At 68.0% G+C, this 20243-nt stretch carries 18 protein-coding genes and 1 pseudogene; 1 reads left to right on the forward strand and 18 read right to left on the reverse strand.

Annotation, left to right across the window (positions count from 1 at the left end):
* Positions 1–17: 17 nt before the first annotated feature.
* The 17 genes and pseudogenes from KYY02_RS29675 to KYY02_RS29755 form a co-directional block, all read right to left on the reverse strand.
* Complete coding sequence (locus KYY02_RS29675) at positions 18–1025, reverse strand: Gfo/Idh/MocA family protein (protein ID WP_371243331.1); 1008 nt, start codon at positions 1023–1025, stop codon at positions 18–20.
* Positions 1022–2437, reverse strand: coding sequence for an NDP-hexose 2,3-dehydratase family protein (locus KYY02_RS29680; protein WP_371243333.1), 1416 nt, complete (start codon positions 2435–2437; stop codon positions 1022–1024). Before KYY02_RS29680 ends, KYY02_RS29675 begins: the two co-directional genes overlap by 4 nt.
* A gap of 30 nt (positions 2438–2467) precedes the next feature.
* Complete coding sequence (gene rfbH, locus KYY02_RS29685) at positions 2468–3769, reverse strand: lipopolysaccharide biosynthesis protein RfbH (RefSeq protein WP_371243335.1); 1302 nt, start codon at positions 3767–3769, stop codon at positions 2468–2470.
* Positions 3770–3797: 28 nt separating this feature from the next.
* Entirely contained in the window at positions 3798–4772 is a 975-nt protein-coding gene (gene rfbB, locus KYY02_RS29690; protein ID WP_371243337.1) for a dTDP-glucose 4,6-dehydratase, read from the reverse strand.
* A complete protein-coding gene (locus tag KYY02_RS29695) occupies positions 4769–5830 on the reverse strand; it encodes a glucose-1-phosphate thymidylyltransferase (RefSeq protein ID WP_371243339.1) in 1062 nt (353 codons plus the stop codon). Before KYY02_RS29695 ends, rfbB begins: the two co-directional genes overlap by 4 nt.
* A 52-nt stretch (positions 5831–5882) precedes the next feature.
* On the reverse strand, positions 5883–6491 hold the full coding sequence (locus tag KYY02_RS29700; protein ID WP_371243341.1) for an NADPH-dependent FMN reductase: 609 nt from the start codon (positions 6489–6491) through the stop codon (positions 5883–5885).
* A 43-nt stretch (positions 6492–6534) separates the two neighbouring features.
* Positions 6535–6762 carry an acyl-CoA carboxylase subunit epsilon gene (locus KYY02_RS29705; RefSeq protein ID WP_371243343.1) on the reverse strand — a complete coding sequence of 76 codons (228 nt, stop codon included), beginning with the start codon at positions 6760–6762 and terminating at the stop codon, positions 6535–6537.
* Positions 6704–8023 carry an MFS transporter gene (locus tag KYY02_RS29710; protein ID WP_371243345.1) on the reverse strand — a complete coding sequence of 440 codons (1320 nt, stop codon included), beginning with the start codon at positions 8021–8023 and terminating at the stop codon, positions 6704–6706. The genes KYY02_RS29705 and KYY02_RS29710 overlap by 59 nt, the downstream gene beginning before the upstream one ends.
* 76 nt (positions 8024–8099) lie before the next feature.
* Complete coding sequence (locus KYY02_RS29715; protein ID WP_371243347.1) at positions 8100–10067, reverse strand: SDR family oxidoreductase; 1968 nt, start codon at positions 10065–10067, stop codon at positions 8100–8102.
* 3 nt (positions 10068–10070) lie between these two features.
* Complete coding sequence (locus tag KYY02_RS29720) at positions 10071–11018, reverse strand: aromatase/cyclase (protein ID WP_371243349.1); 948 nt, start codon at positions 11016–11018, stop codon at positions 10071–10073.
* A gap of 37 nt (positions 11019–11055) precedes the next feature.
* Positions 11056–11841, reverse strand: a complete 786-nt coding sequence (fabG, locus tag KYY02_RS29725) for a 3-oxoacyl-ACP reductase FabG (RefSeq protein WP_371243351.1) — start codon at positions 11839–11841, stop codon at positions 11056–11058.
* A gap of 30 nt (positions 11842–11871) precedes the next feature.
* A complete protein-coding gene (locus KYY02_RS29730) occupies positions 11872–12144 on the reverse strand; it encodes an acyl carrier protein (RefSeq protein WP_371243353.1) in 273 nt (90 codons plus the stop codon).
* Between the two features lie 51 nt (positions 12145–12195).
* A complete protein-coding gene (locus KYY02_RS29735; protein ID WP_371243355.1) occupies positions 12196–13413 on the reverse strand; it encodes a ketosynthase chain-length factor in 1218 nt (405 codons plus the stop codon).
* Positions 13410–14681: a beta-ketoacyl-[acyl-carrier-protein] synthase family protein gene (locus KYY02_RS29740; RefSeq protein ID WP_371243356.1), complete on the reverse strand. Its 1272-nt coding sequence runs from the start codon at positions 14679–14681 to the stop codon at positions 13410–13412. The genes KYY02_RS29735 and KYY02_RS29740 overlap by 4 nt, the downstream gene beginning before the upstream one ends.
* Positions 14678–15010 carry a TcmI family type II polyketide cyclase gene (locus KYY02_RS29745; RefSeq protein WP_371243372.1) on the reverse strand — a complete coding sequence of 111 codons (333 nt, stop codon included), beginning with the start codon at positions 15008–15010 and terminating at the stop codon, positions 14678–14680. The genes KYY02_RS29740 and KYY02_RS29745 overlap by 4 nt, the downstream gene beginning before the upstream one ends.
* Positions 14993–15301 (reverse strand): annotated as a pseudogene (locus KYY02_RS29750) (TcmI family type II polyketide cyclase); the annotation flags it as partial. The gene KYY02_RS29745 and the pseudogene KYY02_RS29750, both read right to left, overlap by 18 nt.
* Before the next feature lie 10 nt (positions 15302–15311).
* The gene (locus KYY02_RS29755; protein ID WP_371243358.1) at positions 15312–16799 is read right to left on the reverse strand and encodes an FAD-dependent monooxygenase; all 1488 of its coding nucleotides are present in this window, start codon (positions 16797–16799) and stop codon (positions 15312–15314) included.
* Between the two features lie 646 nt (positions 16800–17445).
* Here KYY02_RS29755 and KYY02_RS29760 point away from each other — a divergent pair.
* On the forward strand, positions 17446–18066 hold the full coding sequence (locus tag KYY02_RS29760) for a hypothetical protein (protein WP_371243360.1): 621 nt from the start codon (positions 17446–17448) through the stop codon (positions 18064–18066).
* A 107-nt stretch (positions 18067–18173) separates the two neighbouring features.
* On the opposite strand, the gene KYY02_RS29765 is transcribed toward KYY02_RS29760, so the two are convergent.
* The gene (locus KYY02_RS29765) at positions 18174–18884 is read right to left on the reverse strand and encodes a response regulator transcription factor (protein WP_371243362.1); all 711 of its coding nucleotides are present in this window, start codon (positions 18882–18884) and stop codon (positions 18174–18176) included.
* Between the last annotated feature and the right edge of the window lie 1359 nt (positions 18885–20243).

Here is a 20243-nt window from a genome sequence, read left to right on the forward strand (position 1 = left end):
GGTCATGGTCGGGACGTTCATGGGCACAGGGTCCTGTTCTGTTCGTCCGGGGACTGGTCGGCACGGGCTGCTCGGTACACCTCGTCCAGAAGCTCGGCGTGGCGCAGGCAGTCGTCCGAGGGGGGCGTCCGGGAACGGACCGCCGTGACGAAGGCGGAGAGGGCCTTGGCCACCTGGTCGTCCGCGGCGAGCAGCACTTCGTGGGAACCTCCCGAGCGGTGCTCGACGAGTACGGTCGGCCGGTAGTCCGCGGGCGGGGTGAAGGCCCGGTCCAGCGTGATGCGGGCCTCGCTCCCCCAGAGCTGGTAGTGACAGCGGTACGCGTGGTCCAGGCCGAACGTCAGCTGCGCCGTCACCCCGCCCTCGGCCCTGAGCAGGGCCGCCCCCGATGTCTCGACCTCTCGTCCGGCACCGGTCCGCAGCACCGCGCCGACCACGTCCAGGCGGTCACCCAGCAGGTGCAGCGCCGCCCGGATGGGATAGATCCCCAGCTCGCGCAGAGCGCCCCCGCCCAAGGCCCCGTTGTAGCGGATGTCGTCGGGCGGCAACGCGGGAATGGCGAAGGACGCCTGGAAGTCCTGCAGTTCGCCGATGGCTCCGTCGGCCACCATCCGGCGCACCGCCTCGTGCTGGGAGTGGTGGACGAACATCATGTTCTCCATCAGCACCAGGCCCAGATCGCGGGCGAGGGACAGCAGTCCCCTGGTGGCCTCGAGCCGGGTGGTCAGCGGCTTCTCCGCGAGCACGTGCTTGCCGGACTTCAGCGCGGCCTCCGTCCACTGAGCGTGGAGCGACGCCGGCAGGGGTACGTAGACGGCGTCGATGTCGTCCCGGTCGAGGAGAGCCGCGTAGCCGGAGACCGGGCGGCAGTCGTACTGTGCCGCCAGTTCCTCGGCCTTGGCCGGGCTGCGACTGGCGATGGCCGTGATCTCCGCCCCGTCCAGGCGGTGCAGAGCGGGGAGGATACGGCGTCGGGCGATCTCCGCGCACCCGAGGACGCCCACTCTCACCGGCGCCTCACTCACGGCTCCACCGCCCCGGTCGTCAGGCAGGCGAGGAGCGTGCGGGCCTGCACGTTCACATAGTGGCCGTGCCGGACCAGGGTCCCGAGCTGGGCGGGCGTCACCCACTGGAATCCCGGCGGACAGGGGTGAGGTACGTCGTCGTCGGTCACGTCGATGATGAGGTACCGGCTCGTGGCGTTCAGGAACCGTCCGCCCTCCTCCGAGTGGAGAGCCTCGTACCGGCGGCGGTGCGGTTCGGCTGTGAGGACCAGGTCGAGGAAGCCGGGTCGCTGCGCGGCCGGGAGGTGGGCGTAGTTCTCCGGAGTGCACTGGACTGTGGGAGCCAGCTCCAGGGTGTCGAGCAGACCGCCCTCCACCTTGGCGTTCACCAGTACATGGGGCACACCTGAGATCTCCCGTCTCAGGAAGGCGGTGACACCGGTGCCGTGCGGCTCGAAGAGGGGCTGTCTCCATGTCGCCACTTCCCGGTTGCCCGCGACGACCGAAACGGCCACGACACTGAAGTAACGTCCCTGCTCATGGCGGATGGAGTCGGGGCCACGCACCCACCCGTCCACGTCGCTCAGGGGGATACGCTCGACGCTGAGCGCGCGCCGCGACCGTTCCCCGGTGATCCAGGACAACAGTTCCGCGTCGGTGAGCAGTGCTCGCCCCTCCTGCTGCTGGGTGGTGAGCGGCAGACAGGCCAGTACGGTACGGGCGTCCATGTTGACCACGTGGTCCCGGCGCAGCAGCTCCGCGATCTGGCCGAGCGTCAGCCAGCAGAAGCCGTCCGCGGGTGTGACGTCGTCCGTCGCCTCGACCACCATGTTGCGGTTGCTCTTGCAGTGGAACCACGAGCCGTGCTCAGACTGGAGCACGTCCGCGAGCACGCGTCCACGGCCGGGTTCCGTGAAGTACTCGAGATATCTGACCTGCGAACCACCGTGTACACCGGTGTAGTTGCTGCGCGTGGCCTGGACGGTTGGCGACAGCTGTAGCAGGTTCGGGTTGCCCGGCTCCATCTTGGCCTGCATCAGGCAGTGCAGCACACCGTCGATCTCCTTGACGAGGATGCCAAGGACGCCGATCTCCGGCTGTCTGATGATGGGTTGGCTCCACGTCTGGACGACTTCGTCCACGCTCACACGCAGGCCCTCGACCGAGAAGAAGCGCCCACTGCGGTGGCGCAGGTTTCCGGTGTCCGCGTCGAACGACCAGTCTCCCAGGCCCGCGAACGGGATCCGGTCGACGCGGAAACGGTGGGTGGCCGCACATGCGTCGAGCCAGCCGGTCACGTCCTCGGTGCGCAGCCCCGCTCCCTCGCGGGCCGCGACGGAGACGGCCAGGCGAGCCTGGGTTTCGTTCTCGTCGCGTGGTCGGAGCATCTCCCGGCCGACGAGCGGCCGGCTCATGGCGACTTTCGACAGCATCAACCAACTCCGTGTCGGATAGCGGGCGGCTCAGCGGCCCTTGACAAAGTCCCGCACCGAGGTGACGACGTAGTCGGCCATCTCCTCGGTGATCCCGGGGTAGACCCCGACCCAGAAGGTCTGCTCGGTAACGAGGTCACTGTTCTGCAGTTCGCCCACCACCCGCTGCGGCTTGCCGAGGTATGCAGGATGCCGGGTGAGGTTCCCGGCGAACAACCTGCGCGTGCCGATCCTGCGGCTCTCCAGGTGATCGGTGAGTTCGGCCCGGCTGAAGGGCGCCTGCGGGTCGACGGTGATGACGAATCCGAACCAACTGGGGTCGCTGCGCTCAGTGGCCTCCGGGAGGATCAGCCACGGCACTCCGTCCAGTCCTTCGCGCAGCCTGCGCCAGTTCCGACGCCGGGTGGCGCAGAACTCGTCGAGCTTGGTCAACTGGCTGAGGCCGAGGGCCGCCTGCAGGTCGGTCGCCTTCAGGTTGTAACCGACGTGCGAGAAGATGTACTTGTGGTCGTATCCGGCCGGGAGCGTCCCCATCTGGTATTTGAACCGTTTGAGGCAGGTGTCGCTCTCCCCGGGCTCGCACCAGCAGTCGCGGCCCCAGTCACGCATCGACTCGACGATCCGTGCCAGGGCCAGGTCCGATGTGAGCACACATCCGCCTTCGCCCATGGTGAGGTGGTGCGCGGGATAGAAGCTGACGGTCGACAGGTCGCCGAAGGAGCCGGTGGCCCGCCCGTCGTACGTCGCCCCCACCGCGTCGCAGTTGTCCTCGATGAGGAAGAGGTCATGTTCTTTGGCGAGTTGCGCGATCTCGGTGGCCTGGAACGGGTTGCCGAGTGCGTGGGCGACCATGATGGCCCGGGTTCGGGGCCCGATGGCCTGCGCGACCCGGTCGACGGTGGTGTTGTAGGTCTTCAGCTCGACGTCGACGAATACCGGCACCAGCCCGTTCTGAAGGATCGGATTCACCGTCGTGGGGAACGCGGCCGCGACCGTGATCACCTCGTCTCCCGGTTTCAGCCTCTGGTCCTCCAGGAGATGTGAGGTGAGGGCGGAAAGAGCGAGCAGATTGGCCGAGCTGCCGGAGTTGGTGAGGTGCGCCTTGCGACGGCGCAGCCGACGGGCGAACTCGGACTCGAACCGCCTCGCGCCTTTCCCCGCCGCGATCCGCAGATCGAGGGCCGCCTCCACCAAGGCGGCACGGTCGTCCTCGTCCAGCGCCGCGCCGGACGGCCAGATCTCCGTGACGCCGGGTACGAACCCGCGCTGCGCTTCCGCCTCACGGTGATAGGCCCGTACCGCGTCGAGAATGAGCTCCCGCTGGTCGCTCATGTCCTGCCTTTCGTCTCGGGGCCCGGGCCTAGAGGGCCCGGTGCTTGGCGGCTTTCCACCACTCGGGGTTGTCGCGGTACCACGCCACCGTGTCCGCGAGGCCGCGGGCGAACGGCACCCGCGGGGCATAGCCCAGTTCTTCGCGCGCCTTCGAGTCGTCCAGGGCGTAGCGGCGGTCGTGGCCCTTGCGGTCCTCGACCCAACGCACCCTTGACATGTCCGACCCGAGCAGCTCCACCAGCAGCTCGGTGATGGCGAGGTTGGTCCGCTCCTCTCCGCCGCCCACGTTGTAGATCTCGCCCGCGCGTCCTTTGGTCAGCACCAGCTGAACCGCACGGCAGTGATCGTCGACGTGCAGCCACTCCCTGCGGTTCAGGCCGTCGCCGTACAGCGGGACCTGTTCGCCTTCCAGCAGGTGGGTGATGAAGCGCGGAATCAGTTTCTCCGGGTGCTGGTGGGGCCCGTAGTTGTTGGAACAGCGGGTGATCGAGACGTCCAGGCCGTGGGTCTCGCGATAGGACCGTGCGACGAGGTCGGATGCCGCTTTGGATGCCGCGTAGGGCGAGTTAGGCAACAAGGGGCAGTTTTCGTCCCAGCTGCCCTCGTCGATGGACCCGTAGACCTCGTCGGTGGAGACGTGCACGAACCGCTCGACGCCCGCGTCCAGACAACTTTCCAGCAGGGACTGGGTACCACCGACGTTCGTGGTGACGAACGCGGCTCCCGAGGAGACCGAGCGATCGACATGCGACTCCGCGGCGAAGTGGACCACGGCGTCATGTCCGGGAAGCAACTCCCGCACCAGGGCACGGTCGCACACATCGCCCTGGACGAAATCCATCCGTGGGTGCGCCGGTGGCAGGTTCGCCCGGTTCCCGGCGTAGGTCAGCTTGTCCAGGACCGTGACCCGGGCTCCTTCGTAGCCCGGATATCCACCGTCCAGCATGGTGCGGACGTAGTGCGCGCCGATGAAGCCGGCAGCGCCGGTGACCAGCAGCCTCATGCGACCACCTCCACCCTGGTGTGGTCCCCGACGACCAGTCGGTGCTGACCGGAGCCCGTCGCCCGCACGATGGCCGACCGTCCGATCACCGACAGGTGCAGCCCGCTCACCTGTGAGACCGAGGCCCCGTCCAGCACGATCGAGTGGCTGAGCCCGGAGTCACGCAGCACGCAGTCCCGGCCCACCGACACGTACGGTCCGATCTGGCTGTCCTCGACAACGGTGCCCGCGCCGATGACGACCGGACCCCGGATACGGCTGCGCACCACCCGGGCGCCGGGGCCCACCACGACCTGCCCCGTGAGTTCGCTGCCGACGTCCACGTCGCCTGCCGTGGAACTCTTCAACTTGTCCAGGAGCTGCTGATTGCACTCGAGGACGTCCTCGACGCGCCCGGTGTCCTTCCAGTAACCGGAGTACTCGGTCGCCCGCACCTCCGCTCCCTGCCGGACCAGCCACTCGACGGCATCCGTGATCTCCAGTTCCCCACGGGAGCTGGGCCGGATGGCGGTAACGGCCTGGTGGATGGCGCTGGTGAAGAAGTAGACGCCGACGAGGGCCAGATCGCTGCGCGGTACGGAGGGCTTCTCGACCAGACGCAGCACACCTCCGTTGGTATCGGTCTCGACGACGCCGAAGGAGCGGGCATCCGGCACCCGCTGCACCACGAGATGCGCGGCGGGACGGCGCGCCGTGAACTCCTCGGCGACCCCGCGCACCCCGTCGGGCAGCATGTTGTCGCCCAAGTACATGACGAAGTCGTCGTCAGCGAGGTAGTCGCGGGCGATCGCCACGCAGTGGGCGAGACCTCTGGGACGGTCCTGACGGATGTAGGTGAGGCGGATGCCGAACCTGCCACCGTCCCCGACCACGGCAGATATCTCCGCCGCTCGATCCCCCACGATGATGCCCACGTCCTTCACACCCAGCTCGCGGATGTTCTCCAGGACGTGCTCGAGGACCGGCTTGTTGGCGATGGGTATGAGCTGTTTGGACATCGAATAGCTGAAGGGACGCAAGCGGGTTCCCGCTCCCCCCGACAGCACCAGGGCCTTCATCTGAGTGCTCTCCTCACAGTCGTGCCGCACGTTCTGGTCGGAGCGTGTGCTGTCACCCCGCAGTGGGGTACGGGCGCGCGGTGCGCGCTCCGTTGAGTGCCTCCGCCCACCACGCCAGGTGGTCGAGCAGTGTCTTGGCAGCGAGTGCCGATGCCTCGGTCTCTTCCAGACCACCGTCGTCGGGTATCAGGTCCCAGGGGTGGGAGAAGCTGACGGAGTCCCTGATCGTCACCGCGTGCAGCTCGGCGAAGACCAGGCGCAGCTGCTCGACCGCGCGCAGTCCCCCGGAGACACCTCCGTAGCTCACGAAGGCGACCGGTTTCGCCCGCCACTCGGCGCTGTGCCAGTCGATGACGTTCTTCAGCGCCGCGGGAAAACTGCGGTTGTACTCGGGCGTGATGACGATGAACGCCTCGGCATCCGCCAGCCGCGGCGAGAGCGTCTTCAGCACCCGCCGCGTCCCGGCATCCGGCTGGCTGCCGACCGCCGGCATCACCAGGGACAGTTCTTCGTCACGCAGGTCCACCAGGTCCAGTGCGAAGCCTCCGTGCGCGTCGATCTGCCGGGTGAACCAGTCGACGATCCGCGGTGCGAAGCGGCCGTCGCGCACGCTTGCCACGACCGCCGCCAGCCGGACGGCGTCTCTCAGTGGGGTGTCCATGCAACAGCTCCCGTTTCCTACAGGTGTCTTCGGCCGGATCAGCTCAGCCTCGTTCGGTCCGCCAGGAGTGCAGGGACACGTACCGGATGTTCCGTTCCGGCCGTTGCCAGCGTGCCGCGGTCCGTACTCCGTCATGGCCTTCCTCCGACGCGCTCTGCCGTGGGTCGGCGCGGCTCATGAGGACGGCGACCAGCGCGGCCAGCTCGTGAGATTCAGGCTGTCCCCGGTGCACTTGGATCAGCGTCTCCAGCGGTTCGCTCGGGTGTGCCATCTGCCTCCCCCGCACTCATGGACCGTGGACCTTCCCCGGGCCGTGCCCCGCCTCCGCGCCCCAGCAGGGCCACCGCGGCACCGAGAGCGCCGACCGCCACGACGAGTACGACGGCGGGCCGGGTACCGCCGTCGCCGCTCAGGAGCAGTGCCACGGCGGGCAGCATCAACGCGGCCCCGCCCTGGACCGCCGTCTGGTACAGCGGGACGGCCACGGGCCGCGCCCGCGCCGGGACCTCCGACACCGCCTGCATGTTGAGCGCGGCGAAGGACAGCACGAAGGCGAGTCCCAGCAGGGCCAGCGTCGGCAGGACGTCCGTGAGGTAGGACCGGGGCGCGTCGTGGCGGAGCAGGAGTCCGTATCCGGCCAGCGCCGCCATGGCCCCCAGCGCGACGAGGCGCCGGGTGCCGCAGGCGGCCACCATGCGGGCGGCGAACGGTGTCGCCGCAACCGGTGGGAGACAGGCCGGCAACAACGCCAGGGCGCACTCCCAAGGGCTCCAGCCCAGCTGTGTCTGCCCGTGCGGGACCACGACGAGGAGCATGCTCAGATACGTGCCGTTGAGTGTCGCGGCAGCCAGCGCCGACCTGATGAACGGGCCGTTGCGCAGGAGCGGCGGGCGCATTGTGCCCCCGGCGCCGCCGACCGGGCCTTCGGGCATGTCACGCGGCACGAGGCGGTGTGCGGGGACCAGCAGGGCACTGGCGGCCAGCGCGGGCAGCAGGAAGGTCCACCTCCAGCTCGCCGGCGTCAGTGCTCCCGCCAGCAGCACTCCGGTGGAGAACCCGGCGGCGCCGAGGAACGCGTACAGGGAAACCGCGCGGCGCTGCTCGTGCTCATCGCGCAACGAGGTGGTGATGATGGCCAGGCCGATGGGCACGGTCAGTGCCGCGCACGCTCCCTTGACCACTCTCGTGGCGATCAGGAGCAGGGCGCTGTCGGTCAGCCCGCCTATGACCGAGGCCAGAGCGAAGACGCCCAGAGCCGTCAGATACGCCCTGCGCCGTCCCCAGCGCGCGGTGACCTTGCGTCCTGACAGCAGGAGAAGGGCGAAGCCCAGTGCGAATCCGGTCATCAGCCACTGAGCCGTCCACAGCGAGATACCCAGCGCATCGACCATCGTCGGAAGCGCGACGAGTACGGTCGACACCTCAAGGGCGTCCAGGAGCATGTTGCCGGCCAGAACCAGCGGCAGGGCCCACGACCCGGGCCTCAGCCGGTCGGCCGGCGCCGGAGGAAGGGCGTTGGAGCGGGTGGTCATGTCGGATTACCTCCGGGGTCCGCGTTCAACTGGTCGGAGGCACGGGTGATGCGCGCACGCGTCGGCCCGGGCGGGGTCAGCCGAGCAGCGTGCCTCCTGTGGCGTCGATGAAGGCGCCCGTGATCCAGCGGGCCTCATCGGTGGCGAGGAAGGTGATGACGTCCGCGACGTCACCCGTCTCGCCGACCCGGTTGAACGCCGACAGCCCCGCCATCTGCCGCACGGCTTCCGGGATGTCGAAGACCGCGCTTCCGTTGTCGGTGATCCCGGGCGCCACGCTGTTGACGGTGATGCGACGCGGACCGAGGTGCTTGGCGTAGTGCAGCGCCAGCTGCTCGACGGCCCCCTTGGTCATGGCGTACGCCACCTCCTGCGGGTTGGCGAACCTCGTCAGGCCGGAGGAGACGTTGATGACACGGCCGCCGTCGGGGATGTTCTTCAGCGCTCGTTGCAGGACGAAGAAGGGAGCCCTGGCGTTCACCGCCATCAGGCGGTCGAACTGCTCGGGAGTGACCTCTTCCGGTGCGATGCCACCCATCACTCCGGCGTTGTTGACGAGGATGTCCAGCCTGGTTTCCCCGGTGCGTTCCTTGAGACCTCGCTCAAGCCCCAGGAAGAGCTGGTGCGCATCGCCGGGCATGCCCAGTTCCGCCTGTACGGCGAACGCCCGGCCGCCCTCCTTCTCGATCGTCTCGACGGTCTCCTCGGCCTGCTCTGCGCCCGTGGCGTAGTGCACGGCGACGAGCGCTCCTTCACGTGCCAGCCGCACCGCGGTCGCCCGTCCGATACCGCGGCTGGATCCGGTGACGAGGGCGGTCTTGTCGGTGAGTCGGCCCATGCTGGTCCTCCTGTCCGGAAAGTCGCGGCGCCTGCCGGGAGCGGGCCGCGGATCGTGTGGGGGTCGGGCGTCGAGGCCGCTGACCGCGGCGGCCAGATGCCGTTGAACGGGGTTCAGCTGGAGCAGCTCACCGAAGACCGTGCGCAGCGTCTCCACTTCGGAGCCGCCCAGCAGGAGCTCTGCCTGCGCCCGGATGCCGGTGAGCGTGCGCGCTCCGATCCGGCGGCGCTCGGTGTCGTAGGTGTCCAGCCAGTCGGGCGGCCCCAGGCCGTTGACGTGGGCGGCCAGTTTCGGGCCGAGGTCGGCCGCGTCCTGCAGCCCTAGATTGATCGCCTGTCCGCCGACGGGAAGCTGCACGTGAGCCGCGTCGCCGGCCAGCAGGACCCTGCCCTTACGGTACCGGGTGGCCTGCACGCAGGCATCGTCGAAGGCATTCACCCACAAGGGAATGCCGTGGGAGATGTCCTCGCCCGTGACCCGCTGCCAACTGCGCACGACCTCGTCGAAGGACGGTTCCCCGGCACGGGGCACGGGGCGGCGTCCGTACTCGTGGACCATGATCCGTGTGGAGCCGTCGGGGGCCCGTGCGGAGACGGCCAGCCCGTGCGGGTGCCGCTCGAAGCGCCGGACGGGCACCTCGATGCCCGCGACATCCGTCCGGAGCAGTTCTCTGCGCGCCTCGGTCCCGGAGAGTTCGAACCCGTGCAACCGCCGTACGACGCTGTCCTGGCCGTCGCATCCGACGAGATAGCCGGCGCTCAGCCGATGGCGGTCGGTCCCACCGCGGAGCACGGTCACCGTCACGCGATCGGGGTGCTCGGTCAGACCGACGGCCTCGTGATCGCGACGCACGGTCGCGCCCAGACCGGTCGCCCACTCCTGGAGCACGGCTTCGAGCCGGGTTTGAGGCGCCTTCCACGTGCCCGGATGGACGGTCGTGCCGGCAGCGGCCAGGTCGAGCGGCATGCCCGCGAAGTGTCCGCCGGCTCCCCGCGGTGGCGGGCCGAGCGCCGCCAGGAGCCCGAGGTCGTCGAGGATCTCCATGGTGCGCGCATGCAGGGTGGAGGCCCGCGACGCGGTCGCCGGAGAGGGCAGACGCTCCAGCACGAGGACTTGCACTCCCCATCTGCTCAGTTCCCCGGCGAGGAGCAGGCCAACGGGCCCCGCCCCGACGACGATGACGTCGGCGTCGAGTCCGCCAGTCATCGCTCAGCGACGCTTCTCGGCATAGGACAGCGCGTGGCCGAGCGTGGTGCGGCTGTTGGTCCCGAGGGCGTCACGGACGAACGCACGGGCTTCGGTCAGACCTGCGTCCGGTCCCAGCACGCGGGAGATGTTCTCGGTCTCGATCACGACGGTGTGCCGGGAGACGGCGGTGGCACCGCCGGTGCCGTCGTCCTGGAAGTGCCAGCTTCCGGTGTGCAGGGCGAGCAGGGCTGGCAGCGTGGTCTGCTTGTAGACGATCCTGTCGTAGGGAAAGCAGACCCGGACCGACTCGGTGGTGTGCACAGAGCCGTCGACGGCCTGGGTGTCCATGCGCAGGGTCTGGATCCCCGGGGTGTCCTCCGTCAGCCGGACGGCGGCCACATGGGGCAGTCTCTCGTCCCACAGCTGGGCCTCGTTGACGAAGTCGTAGAGGTCCTTCGCTCCGCCCCGCACCCGCACGCTGTCCTCGAAGGTCAGCGATCGGTCGGCAGCGTTCGCGGCCAGCTCCGCGCCGGCCTTCAGCGCGCTCAGTTCGGAACCGCTGTTGCGGTCCACCGCCTGGTCTATCCAGTCGAGGCCCGCCGGATCGTCGTCGACGGCCCGGTAGTCGTGCAACAGCCGTACCGCGCACTCGGAGCCGGTGAGCGGTTCGATGATCCAGCTCCCGCCCATGGCGGCCACCGGCGGCGACGACACCTCCTGACGGAAGTCGATGCGCAGCGCCGCCTGGTCGAGGTAGCGGCGAGATGTCCAGTTCTTGATCTGTCCGTTCGCCGTCGCCCAGATACGAATGCGCTCCTCCCGGCCGCCGCGTTCCACGACTTCCGCGTGCACGGTGGGCGGGAAGAGGGCGGGCCAGTTCTGGACTTCGGCGATCAGTCGGTACACGTCGGCGGCTGCGGCGCGCACGGTGATCCGGTGTTCGGTGTGACGGGGCTCCGGTTGGGACATAGGGGTCTCCTTGGCGTCGGCGACTGGTCGGACGAGGTCAGAAGTTGCCCAGGCCGCCGCAGACGTTGAGCGCCTGCGAGGTGATCGAGCCCGCGGCGTCGGACACCAGGTAGCCGACGAGGCCAGCCACCTCCTCGGGCGTCGAGTAGCGCCCGAGCGGGATCTTGGCCTGGAACTTCTCGAGTACCGCCGCCTCCGTGGTCCCGTAGGCGTCCGCGTATCCCTGTCGCACCCGCTGGGCCATCGGGGTCTCGACGTATCCGGGGCACACGGCGTTGACGGTGATGCCGGTGGGCGCGAGTTCGTTGCCCAGCGCTTTGGTGAAACCGACCACGCCGTGTTTGGAGGCGGAGTACGGCGCTCCCAAGACGACGCCCTGCTTGCCCGCCGTAGAGGCGATGTTGATGATCCTGCCGCGGCCCTTCGCCTGCATGCCGCCGGCGTTCAGCACCTCACGGGTCATGAGGAAGACGCTGTTGAGGTTGGTGTTGACGACGTCGTACCAGAGGTCGTCGGAGATGCTCGCCGTCACGCCGCCACCGCTTCGGCCGGCGTTGTTCACGAGTACGTCGACGGTGCCGTACCGTTCGACCGTCGCGCCCACGTACCGTCTGATGTCGTCGAGGTTCCGTACGTCGCACGGTGCGCCGTCAACATCGAGTCCCTCGTCACGGAGTTCTTTCACGGTCATGGTGACCGCGTCCGCGGACCGGGCGCAGATGAACACGCGCTGCCCCTGGCCCGCCAGCAGTCGGGTGACGGCCAGCCCGATGCCGCTCGTGGCTCCGGTGACGAGCGCGACCTTCGTTTCCTGTTGGCTCATGTGGCTCTCCTGGTGAACGGTCGACGGCGGTCAGGCACGGCTCCTGGCGGCCTGCAGCCTCTCGTTGACCATGCCGATCAACTCGCGCGGCGTCAGGCTGCCCGGGAGCTGGGATTCGTCGAGGACGATGCCGTACTCCCGCTCGATCCGATTGCCGCTCTCCAGTCGGCTGAGCGAGTCGTAACCGAGGGTCTCAAAGTCGTTGTCCAGAAGGTCGCCAACGAGGTCGACCTGGTCGTCCGCACCGGCTCCTTCGCGCAGGATGCGCCTGAGGTCGTCGATGGTGAACTGCTGCTCGGGCATGGGAGCCTCTCCCTGGGCGTCGGTCAGGTGGCTGTCGGGTCGTGCTATGGCTCAGGACCGGATGACCATGGCGGAGTTGAATCCGCCCCGTCCCCGGGCGAGGATCACGGCCGTGCGCAGCGTCGCGGCCCGGGGCTCCCCGACGAGGTCGATGTCATAGGCGGACGACAGGACGGTGTGGACGGTCGGCGGGATGACTCCGTACCGCAGGGACAGCAGAGCCGTGGCCACGTCGAGAGGACCGGCACCGGAGTTCAGCCGCCCGGTCATCGTCTTCGGCGCGGTCACAGGAACGCCGTTGGGCCCGAAGATCTTGCTGATCACCTCGGCCTCGACGCGGTCGAGTTCAGGGACGGCGGCCGCGTCGGCGTAGACGACGTCGATCTGGTCGGCTTCTGTTCCGGCGTCCTGGAGAGCCAGTTCCACGGCGCGGCGCAGCCCCGGTTCGCGCCCGCTGCCGGGCCGGGGGTCGAACGTGGCACCGTAGCCGAGGATCTCGCCGTAGACCGTGGGAGCGCCCCGCTCGTACGCCGTCGCGGCGTCCTCCAGTACGAGCAGTGCCCCGCCCTCACCCGGGACTCCTCCGTTCGCCCGGGCGTCGAAGGGAAGGTAGGCATGCTGCGGGTCGTCGCTGGTGCTCAGGGTGCCGCCCGCCATCCAGGCGACCCATCCCCAGGGGCAGAGTGAGGCGTCGACGGCTCCGGTCATCATCACCGGTGTGCCCCTGCGCACCTGGCGTCTGGCACGAGCCACAGCGTCGAGTCCGCCGGCCTGATCGGCGACCACCACGCCGCCGGGACCGCGCATTCCGTTGCGGATGGAGATCTGCCCCGTGTTGACCGCGTAGAACCAGGCGAAGGACTGGTAGGCGCTGACGTACTGGCTTCCCCTGCTCCACAGCGCCTGGAGTTCACGCTGGCCGAACTCGAACCCGCCCGAGGCGCCGGCGGTGACCACCCCCATGTCGAACGCGGGTATGTCCTCGGGGCGGATCCCGGCGTCCTCGAAGGCCAACTCGGCCGCCACCAGGGAGAGCTGGGTCATGCGGTCCGTCTGCGCCAGCAGACGGCCGGGCAGGTGGTCCGCGGCCGTGAAGTCCTTGATCTCGCCCGCCAACGTGGACGGGTACTGCCCGGGATCGAAGCGCGAGATCCTCCCGATGCCGTGGGAGCCGCCGCACACCGCTGCCCAGTACTCCCCCAGCCCGAAGCCGTTGGGAGCCGCGATGCCCAGTCCCGTCACGAGGACCCGCTGCTCGGCCGCGGTCATGTCGTTCTCCTCTCCGGCCGGACCAGGACGAGGGCGCTCTGGAATCCGCCGAAGCCGCTGCCAACGGAGAGCACGGTGTCCGTGGTCCACTCACGGGCCGTCAACGGCACGTAGTCGAGGTCGCACTCGGGGTCGGGTTCGTGCAGGTTGGCGGTCGGTGGGACGACGTTGTGCCGCATCGCCAGTGCGCAGGCGGCGATCTCGATGGACCCGATGGCGCCGAGGGAGTGGCCGACCATGGACTTGATGGAGCTGACGGGTGTCCCGTGGGCGTGCTCGCCCAGAGCCCTCTTGATCGCCGCCGTCTCGTGGCGGTCGTTCTGCTGGGTCCCCGATCCGTGCGCGTTGACGTAGTCGACCTCGGCGGGAGCGACCCTCGCCTCGTCGAGCGCCGCCCGGATGGCCTCTGCCATCTCCCTGCCGTCGGGCCGCAGTCCGGTCATGTGGTAGGCGTTGCATCGGGAGGCGTGGCTGGCGATCTCGGCGTAGATATGGGCTCCCCGCCGCAGGGCGCTGTTCAGCTCCTCCAGCACCAGCATCGCGCAGCCCTCGCCGAGCACGAACCCGTTGCGGGTGGCGTCGAACGGCCGCGAGGCGTGCTCCGGATCGTCGTTGCGCGGCGAGGTTGCCTTGATCGCGTCGAAGCAGGCCACGGTGATCGGTGTGATGGGCGCGTCCGTGGCCCCCGCCAGGACCACGTCGGCCATACCGTCGCGCACCAGGTCAGCGCCGTGGCCGATGGCGTCGAGCCCTGACGTACAGCCCGTGGAGATCGCGGAGACCGGTCCTTCCGCGCCCACGGCCCAGGCGACCTCGGCGGCGAAGGAGCTGGGAACGAAGGCGTCGTACAGATGCGGCACCGCGTAGGTGTGGTCGACCAGGTCGAGTCGGCCCCCGTCGCTGACGGTGCGGTACTCCTGGTCCAAGGAGGTCGAGGCGCCGACCGCCGTGCCCACCGTGACACCGGTGCGGTGGGGCTCGACCGCGTCGAGGGCCAGACCGCTGTCCGCCACCGCCTCACGTGCGGTGACGACGGCGAACTGAGCCGCCCTGTCCATCCGTCTGATCTCCTGAGGGCCGAGGCCCAGAAGCTCGGGGTCGAAGTCCGCCTCGGCCGCGATCTGGGAGCGGTACGGGGACGGGTCGAAGAAGGTGATACGCCGTGTGGCGGTACGCCCGTCCATGAGCAGCGTCCAGAACTCCTTCGTCCCCACGCCGCCCGGGGCTGTCACCCCGATACCGGTGATCACCACACGTCGCGTGCTCATGCGGCCGCCCAACGGTAGAAGCGGTGGGCGCGGGACTCCCGGATCGGGCGATCGGCCACGTACGGCGTGGTCAGAGGGCTCAGGGACGTGCCGGTCCTGGAGGCATATCGCGCCTCGGCGGCCGGGGAGTCGTACTCTTCGACCTCGACGCAGAGTTCGTGGAACTGGAAGAGTTCCCGTCGGCAGCTGCGGGCATCGCCCGTGGAGTCGGCCGTGCCGCAGGCTCGCGCCACTTCGTCGCGCGCACCGTCCGGCATGCGGTGAACCGTGACACCGCTGTGGGCGTCCGTTGCGGGTCGGACGGGCCCGCGGTAGAAGCTACGCCCCATCGCGTCGGCCGGAGTTCGCCATGTCGCCGGGTCGTAGGGGGTGATGTACGGCTTGAGGTCTTCGCTGATGGCCGTGAAGCGGGGGTCCAGCCTCACCTCGTCGATGCGCTGTCCGCCGTCGTCGGTGGTGAAGTCCTGCAGGTGGAAGTAGAGGTCCTGGAGCACGAACAGCTCGCGACGCCGGGTTCCCATGCGGTGGGGCATGTCCGTGTCGTCGAAGGCGGCGAAGACACGTGCGACGTCCCGCTCCGCGCCGGGTTTCATCCGCGCGATGATCAGTGTGCTGTACACCCTTCCCCTTTCATCGTCCGGCCGTGCTGACGCGCCGCGCTGCGCCGAACCAGCGGTCGAGGGCCATCGGCAGGTCGTGGTGACTGCCGGGTGCCGCCCAGGCGACGTGCCCGTCCGGGCGCACCAGGACAGCCGCGGTGCCCCGCAGAGGACTTGTCTCTCCGAGGCTGGCTGGAGCCGCGGTGACGATGTCCACCCGGTCGTTCCACGCCTCGGCCCTACGGCGCAGTTGAGCGCGGTTCTCCAGGTCGAGCAGGATGCCTCGTCCGCTGCGCAGCAGCTCCGTACTGTTGGTCGTCGTCCCGCTGTCGCGCACCAACTCCAGCCTCGGCATGCGCAGACCGAGCAGCGGGTGGCTGCCCGCTCCCACGTCGTAGCGGATCTCCAGTCCCGACACCATGCCGACCAGGTGGCGTGCCACCTCGGGGTAGCCGACCAGTTCGCTCAGAACGTCCCGCAAGGGCTGAACCTCGTTGCCGCTGAGGAAGAGCATGCCCTGGGCCCGGGTGTTGGTGAGCAGTCGCTGCCCCACGGGATGCCGCTCACTGTGATAGGTGTCGAGCAGGGCCTCGGGAGCCGTACCGCGGATCACGGCGCCCAGCTTCCATCCCAGGTTCACGGAGTCCTGGATACTGGTGTTCATGCCCTGCCCACCGGCCGGCAGATGAATGTGGGCGGCGTCGCCGGCCAGCAGGACCCGGCCGCGACGGTACTCGGTGACCTGACGTGTGGCGTCACCGAAGGCGCTGACCCATACCGGCTCGGCATGCGAGATGTCGATGCCGGTCAATCGCTTCCACGCGTCCGCGACCTCGGTGAACGGCGGCGGTTCCGTACGGCGCCGAGGCGGTTGCCCGCGCTCGCAGACGATGATGCGGGTCACCCCGTCCCCCAGCGGACCCACCATCACCATGCCGTCGCTGACCGTCTCACCGATCATGCGTGGCTCGAGGTCGACCCCGCGCACGTCCGCCAGGTACATCTCCATGGTCGCGGCCGTGCCGGGGAAGTCGAATCCGGCGGCCTTCCGGACCGTACTCCTGCCTCCGTCGCAGCCCACCAGATAGCCGACTCGTAGCCTTTCCGAACCGCGAGGGCCCCGGACCTCCACCGTGACGGCGTCTCCTCCGTCCACCAGGGATACCAGTTCGTGACCACGCCGTATGTCGGCGCCGAGGTCTCGGGCCCATCCCTCCAGAACGGCTTCCGTGGTGGACTGTGGAATCATTTTGGGTGCGCCTGCATGGAGAACGCCGAAGTCGAGCGGCAATCCCCCGAAATGCCCTTGGTCACTGGTCTGTAATTCACCGAAGCGAGCCAACAGGCCACGCTGGTCGAAGACCTCCATCGTCCGGGCCGTGAATCCCAGCCCACGCGACTCTCCGGTAGCTCCCGGAAGACGCTCGATCACCGTGACGTCGACACCTGCGAGCCTCAGTTCTCCCGCAAGCGTAAGCCCGGCCGGACCGGCCCCAACAATAAGTACTGGAAAATCCACCTGATTCTCCTGGGCGGTAGCTGAAAACCTTGCAATTGAGCACAGAGACATGCGCGCAGAGAACAGCCCACGTACGCGGGGCAAGGAGGCGAGAGTGAACCAGCAACCTGTGTAGCCGCAATTTTTGAGGGCTTACCGGACAACGGAACACGACACGGCCCGATACGGAGATCAACGCCCGGTCCAGACAGGTTTATCGAAGCTAGTAACAAGCTTCTTCGCCGGACCCTCGCACGTCAAGCAAAGTTTTCAAGGGCTCTTACAGAGATACATCAGAGACTCTCAAAGTGAAGTTGAAGCATTAATAGCTTGCGGTCCTCGGTTGCGGCCTCTTAGATTCGCTGACAGTAAAAGGGCACACACCAGGGACGACTCTACGGGGGCACGTGACGTGACGCGGTTAGGGGTTTTCTCCGGAACTGAGGCTGCGGTTTGCAAAGGAGTCGAGTGTTCACCCGCCGAGAGAGCTGGGCGCATCGGACGGCCGTTGTCGGGCAAGAACCGGCTATGCGCCCGATGCCTGACCAGACTGATCGACGACCTGCAGCGGCTGCCAGCTCTCTATGACGCCTGCGGAGACGTCCTGGGCGGCGGCAGGGCAACAGACCGGACGTCGGTCGGGACATCGAGTCGGCCACGCCCCGGGATGCCGTTCAACACCGCGGCCGCGGAGGTCCGCACGACCATCCAGCAGGTACTCGGGTCCTGGGCCGGGCTGGTCCGGGAGAGGAGGGGCGTGCACCCACCGTCACGGGCTCCGAAGGACACCGCCGACTTCCTGCTGTCGCATTCCGGCTGGCTCGGACGGCATGTCGCCGCCGCGGACCTCTCATGCGAGATCTCACAACTGGTGCACTCGGCACTCCGGATCGCCGAGCCCGTCCGGGTCCGCCGGTTCAAGGTCGGCCGGTGCCCGGAGGCAGCGTGCGGCGGCACGCTGCACGCACGTGTGCATGCGCGAGCCCTGGACCACATCAGCGAGATCCAGTGCGACGCGGCCGCAGAGCATCAGTGGACCCAAGAGGAATGGCTCCACCTGAAACAACGACTCGCCACGAGGAACCACGACGTCCCGGGCGGGAAGGCCCGGGCAACGGCCTGGCTGTCCCCCTCGGACATCACCTCCGCGTGGCAGATCTCGCCGGGCAGCGTGTACCGCCTGGCGAGCAAACAACGTTGGCGCCGCCGGAACCATGGCGGGCGCGTGGAGTACGACGGCACGGACGTGCTGCGGACGATGCGCCAACGTGATGCACCGCCAGCCTGAGCGGTCACGTTCCTGCCTCAGTGCGACAGGAACGCGTGGGCGCACCACGAAGCGTGGCGCGCCCACTCCGTGAAAGGCCCCGGAGCGCGATCCATTCGCGCCGTTCGCTATCCGTGCCCGAAGCGGAAACCCACCCCGCGGATGGCCACGATCCAGCCAGTCGAACCCAGCTTCCCCCGAAGCGCGCTGACATGAGTGTCTATGGTGCGGCTCGCCCGTGCATCCATTCCGTGCGAACTTCGTACGCCCCACACCTCCGCCATCAACTCCTCTCGCGTCGCTATCTTTCCTGGCCGACTCGCCAGATGATGAAGAAGATCGAACTCTTTGCGAGTCATTTCTATCAACTCGCCGTTGAGGCGTACCTCCCTAGCAACACCGTCGATTCGTAGGGGCCCGAGAGAGACGGATCGCCTCCTTGTTCCCTTGCGCGACTTGGTATCACTGTCACCGAAACCGACGCGCCGCGTGACCGCCTCGATGCGAGCGAGCAACTCGCGGGCCCCGTAAGGTTTATCTAGACAGTCATCCGCCCCTGCTTGAAGCCCCAGAACCCTGTCGAGTTCCGATCGCCCTTGAGCGAACGCAATGACGGCCGTGTCGCAGGCAGAGCGTATGATCCGGCACACCTCAAGGCCATCAATGTCTGGTAGCTCAAGATCGAGGAGTATCAGATCAGCTTCGCCGTAAATCTCCAGTGCACGACTTCCAGTCGCAGCCTCCGTGGTGTTGTACCCGTTGCGCTGCAGGGTCTGCGCGAGAGAGCTGGCCGCGTCTAAGTCACCATCCACGATAAGCACCTGCATAACATCCCCCATGCAACACCCCTCCTGGGTCAGAGAAGGGGCATTTCAGTCACTAGAAAAGTATTGATGCAATCAGCCCACTGGGATCAGTTTACCAAAGCGTTATCCATGGTATTCATAAAATCACACCTCTTTCAATCCACTGCATAGTGATCAACGTCACGGATGAATAAGACATCCACGCCAATCCCAGGCAAGCCATGGGCACACTGGACGCCCGACACCGCACACAACACGGCCCACACCGGTCACCCCCGGTGTGCAACTCGATGCCAATCGCTTCGAATGTCCGCTTATTGCACCTCAGGAAGGATTCGACCAGATCGATAGGACACACATTCGAATAGTACTCCGCTGGCAACTCCACTCAACCCTTACGTGACAGTAGTGTCCAGGTCCACACGCTGTCACATGCGGCGGAGCAAACCGTTGGCCTACAGCCGCTTGGCGGTACGAGAGAGGAGTGCACGCGGCGCTCTCCACCTGGTCACTCGTCCTCGGGGGCGCCGGAGAGGCATGGCATGCCGACACGGATCTGGCGTTCGACCTCGGAGATGATGGCGTCGCGCTGCAACTGGGCGTCGAGAACGGCGGGGAACCGCACGAAAGGATCGCAATGGCCACCCGGGTCTCCTGCTCCTCGGCATCCCACCACGAGCGGCCGAACTGGCGCGAGGTTGGCAGGTGGTCATGCAAGACGGTGTGACCCAGCCGCCGTGTCCTTGAACGACTTCAGTTCCCCGACCAGTTCGCCGTAGACAACCGCCTTGTCACCGCTGGTCTATCCCTCAGCGGGCGCGGGGACGGCCTTGTCCTTCGGGGTGGCGGTGGCGTCTCCGCCGTCGTCCCTGTACCCGCGAAAAGGAGTCTGCGATGTTGCGCACCTTGCTCGGCGTGGTCGTACTGTTGTCATAGTACAGCCGGTGGTGTACCGCTTCCTGGTGAGTGAGGTGTACCGCTCGTGATGGTCCCCGCGCACGCACGCGGGGGTGATTCCCGGGTAGCTCTGTCTGCAGGTGTTCAGGGATCGTCGCTCCCCGCGTCTGCGGGGGTGGTCCCCGACGGGGCAGCAGATGGGCGGGCCGCTGGCTGCGGCCCCCGCGCCTGCGGGGTGGCCCCTCGGCGATGACCTTGGCGGGTGGCCTTGCCCATGTGGTCCCCGCGCCTGCGGGCGCGGTCCCAGCCACTCGGCCGGGTCGGGTTCCCGGCCGAAGTGGTCCCCCGCACATGCGTAGGTGGTCTCTGCCGACCGCTGCCGGGGTGGGGGACTACGCATGAGGGGTCGTCCCCTCGAGAGGACCGCCCTCCGCAACAACTGCAACCGGCTCACCACCGCGGTCCCAGCGCCCGTGCGAGTTAGGGGTCCTTGCG

It is taken from the genome of Streptomyces pimonensis (assembly GCF_041380215.1).
Taxonomy (GTDB): Bacteria; Actinomycetota; Actinomycetes; order Streptomycetales; family Streptomycetaceae; genus Streptomyces; species Streptomyces pimonensis.

Excerpts from the sequence above, each read along its gene's own strand:
- KYY02_RS29745 (WP_371243372.1), bottom strand. The coding sequence starts at position 15,010 with ATGGGGCGTAGCTTCTACCGCGGGCCCGTCCGACCCGCAACGGACGCC.
- KYY02_RS29710 (WP_371243345.1), bottom strand. The coding sequence starts at position 8,023 with ATGACCACCCGCTCCAACGCCCTTCCTCCGGCGCCGGCCGACCGGCTG.
- KYY02_RS29765 (WP_371243362.1), bottom strand. The coding sequence starts at position 18,884 with ATGGGGGATGTTATGCAGGTGCTTATCGTGGATGGTGACTTAGACGCG.
- rfbB (WP_371243337.1), bottom strand. The coding sequence starts at position 4,772 with ATGAGGCTGCTGGTCACCGGCGCTGCCGGCTTCATCGGCGCGCACTAC.
- rfbH (WP_371243335.1), bottom strand. The coding sequence starts at position 3,769 with ATGAGCGACCAGCGGGAGCTCATTCTCGACGCGGTACGGGCCTATCAC.
- KYY02_RS29705 (WP_371243343.1), bottom strand. The coding sequence starts at position 6,762 with ATGGCACACCCGAGCGAACCGCTGGAGACGCTGATCCAAGTGCACCGG.
- KYY02_RS29720 (WP_371243349.1), bottom strand. The coding sequence starts at position 11,018 with ATGTCCCAACCGGAGCCCCGTCACACCGAACACCGGATCACCGTGCGC.
- KYY02_RS29680 (WP_371243333.1), bottom strand. The coding sequence starts at position 2,437 with ATGCTGTCGAAAGTCGCCATGAGCCGGCCGCTCGTCGGCCGGGAGATG.
- KYY02_RS29700 (WP_371243341.1), bottom strand. The coding sequence starts at position 6,491 with ATGGACACCCCACTGAGAGACGCCGTCCGGCTGGCGGCGGTCGTGGCA.
- KYY02_RS29760 (WP_371243360.1), top strand. The coding sequence starts at position 17,446 with ATGCCGTTCAACACCGCGGCCGCGGAGGTCCGCACGACCATCCAGCAG.
- KYY02_RS29695 (WP_371243339.1), bottom strand. The coding sequence starts at position 5,830 with ATGAAGGCCCTGGTGCTGTCGGGGGGAGCGGGAACCCGCTTGCGTCCC.
- KYY02_RS29730 (WP_371243353.1), bottom strand. The coding sequence starts at position 12,144 with ATGCCCGAGCAGCAGTTCACCATCGACGACCTCAGGCGCATCCTGCGC.
- KYY02_RS29715 (WP_371243347.1), bottom strand. The coding sequence starts at position 10,067 with ATGACTGGCGGACTCGACGCCGACGTCATCGTCGTCGGGGCGGGGCCC.
- KYY02_RS29740 (WP_371243356.1), bottom strand. The coding sequence starts at position 14,681 with ATGAGCACGCGACGTGTGGTGATCACCGGTATCGGGGTGACAGCCCCG.
- fabG (WP_371243351.1), bottom strand. The coding sequence starts at position 11,841 with ATGAGCCAACAGGAAACGAAGGTCGCGCTCGTCACCGGAGCCACGAGC.
- KYY02_RS29735 (WP_371243355.1), bottom strand. The coding sequence starts at position 13,413 with ATGACCGCGGCCGAGCAGCGGGTCCTCGTGACGGGACTGGGCATCGCG.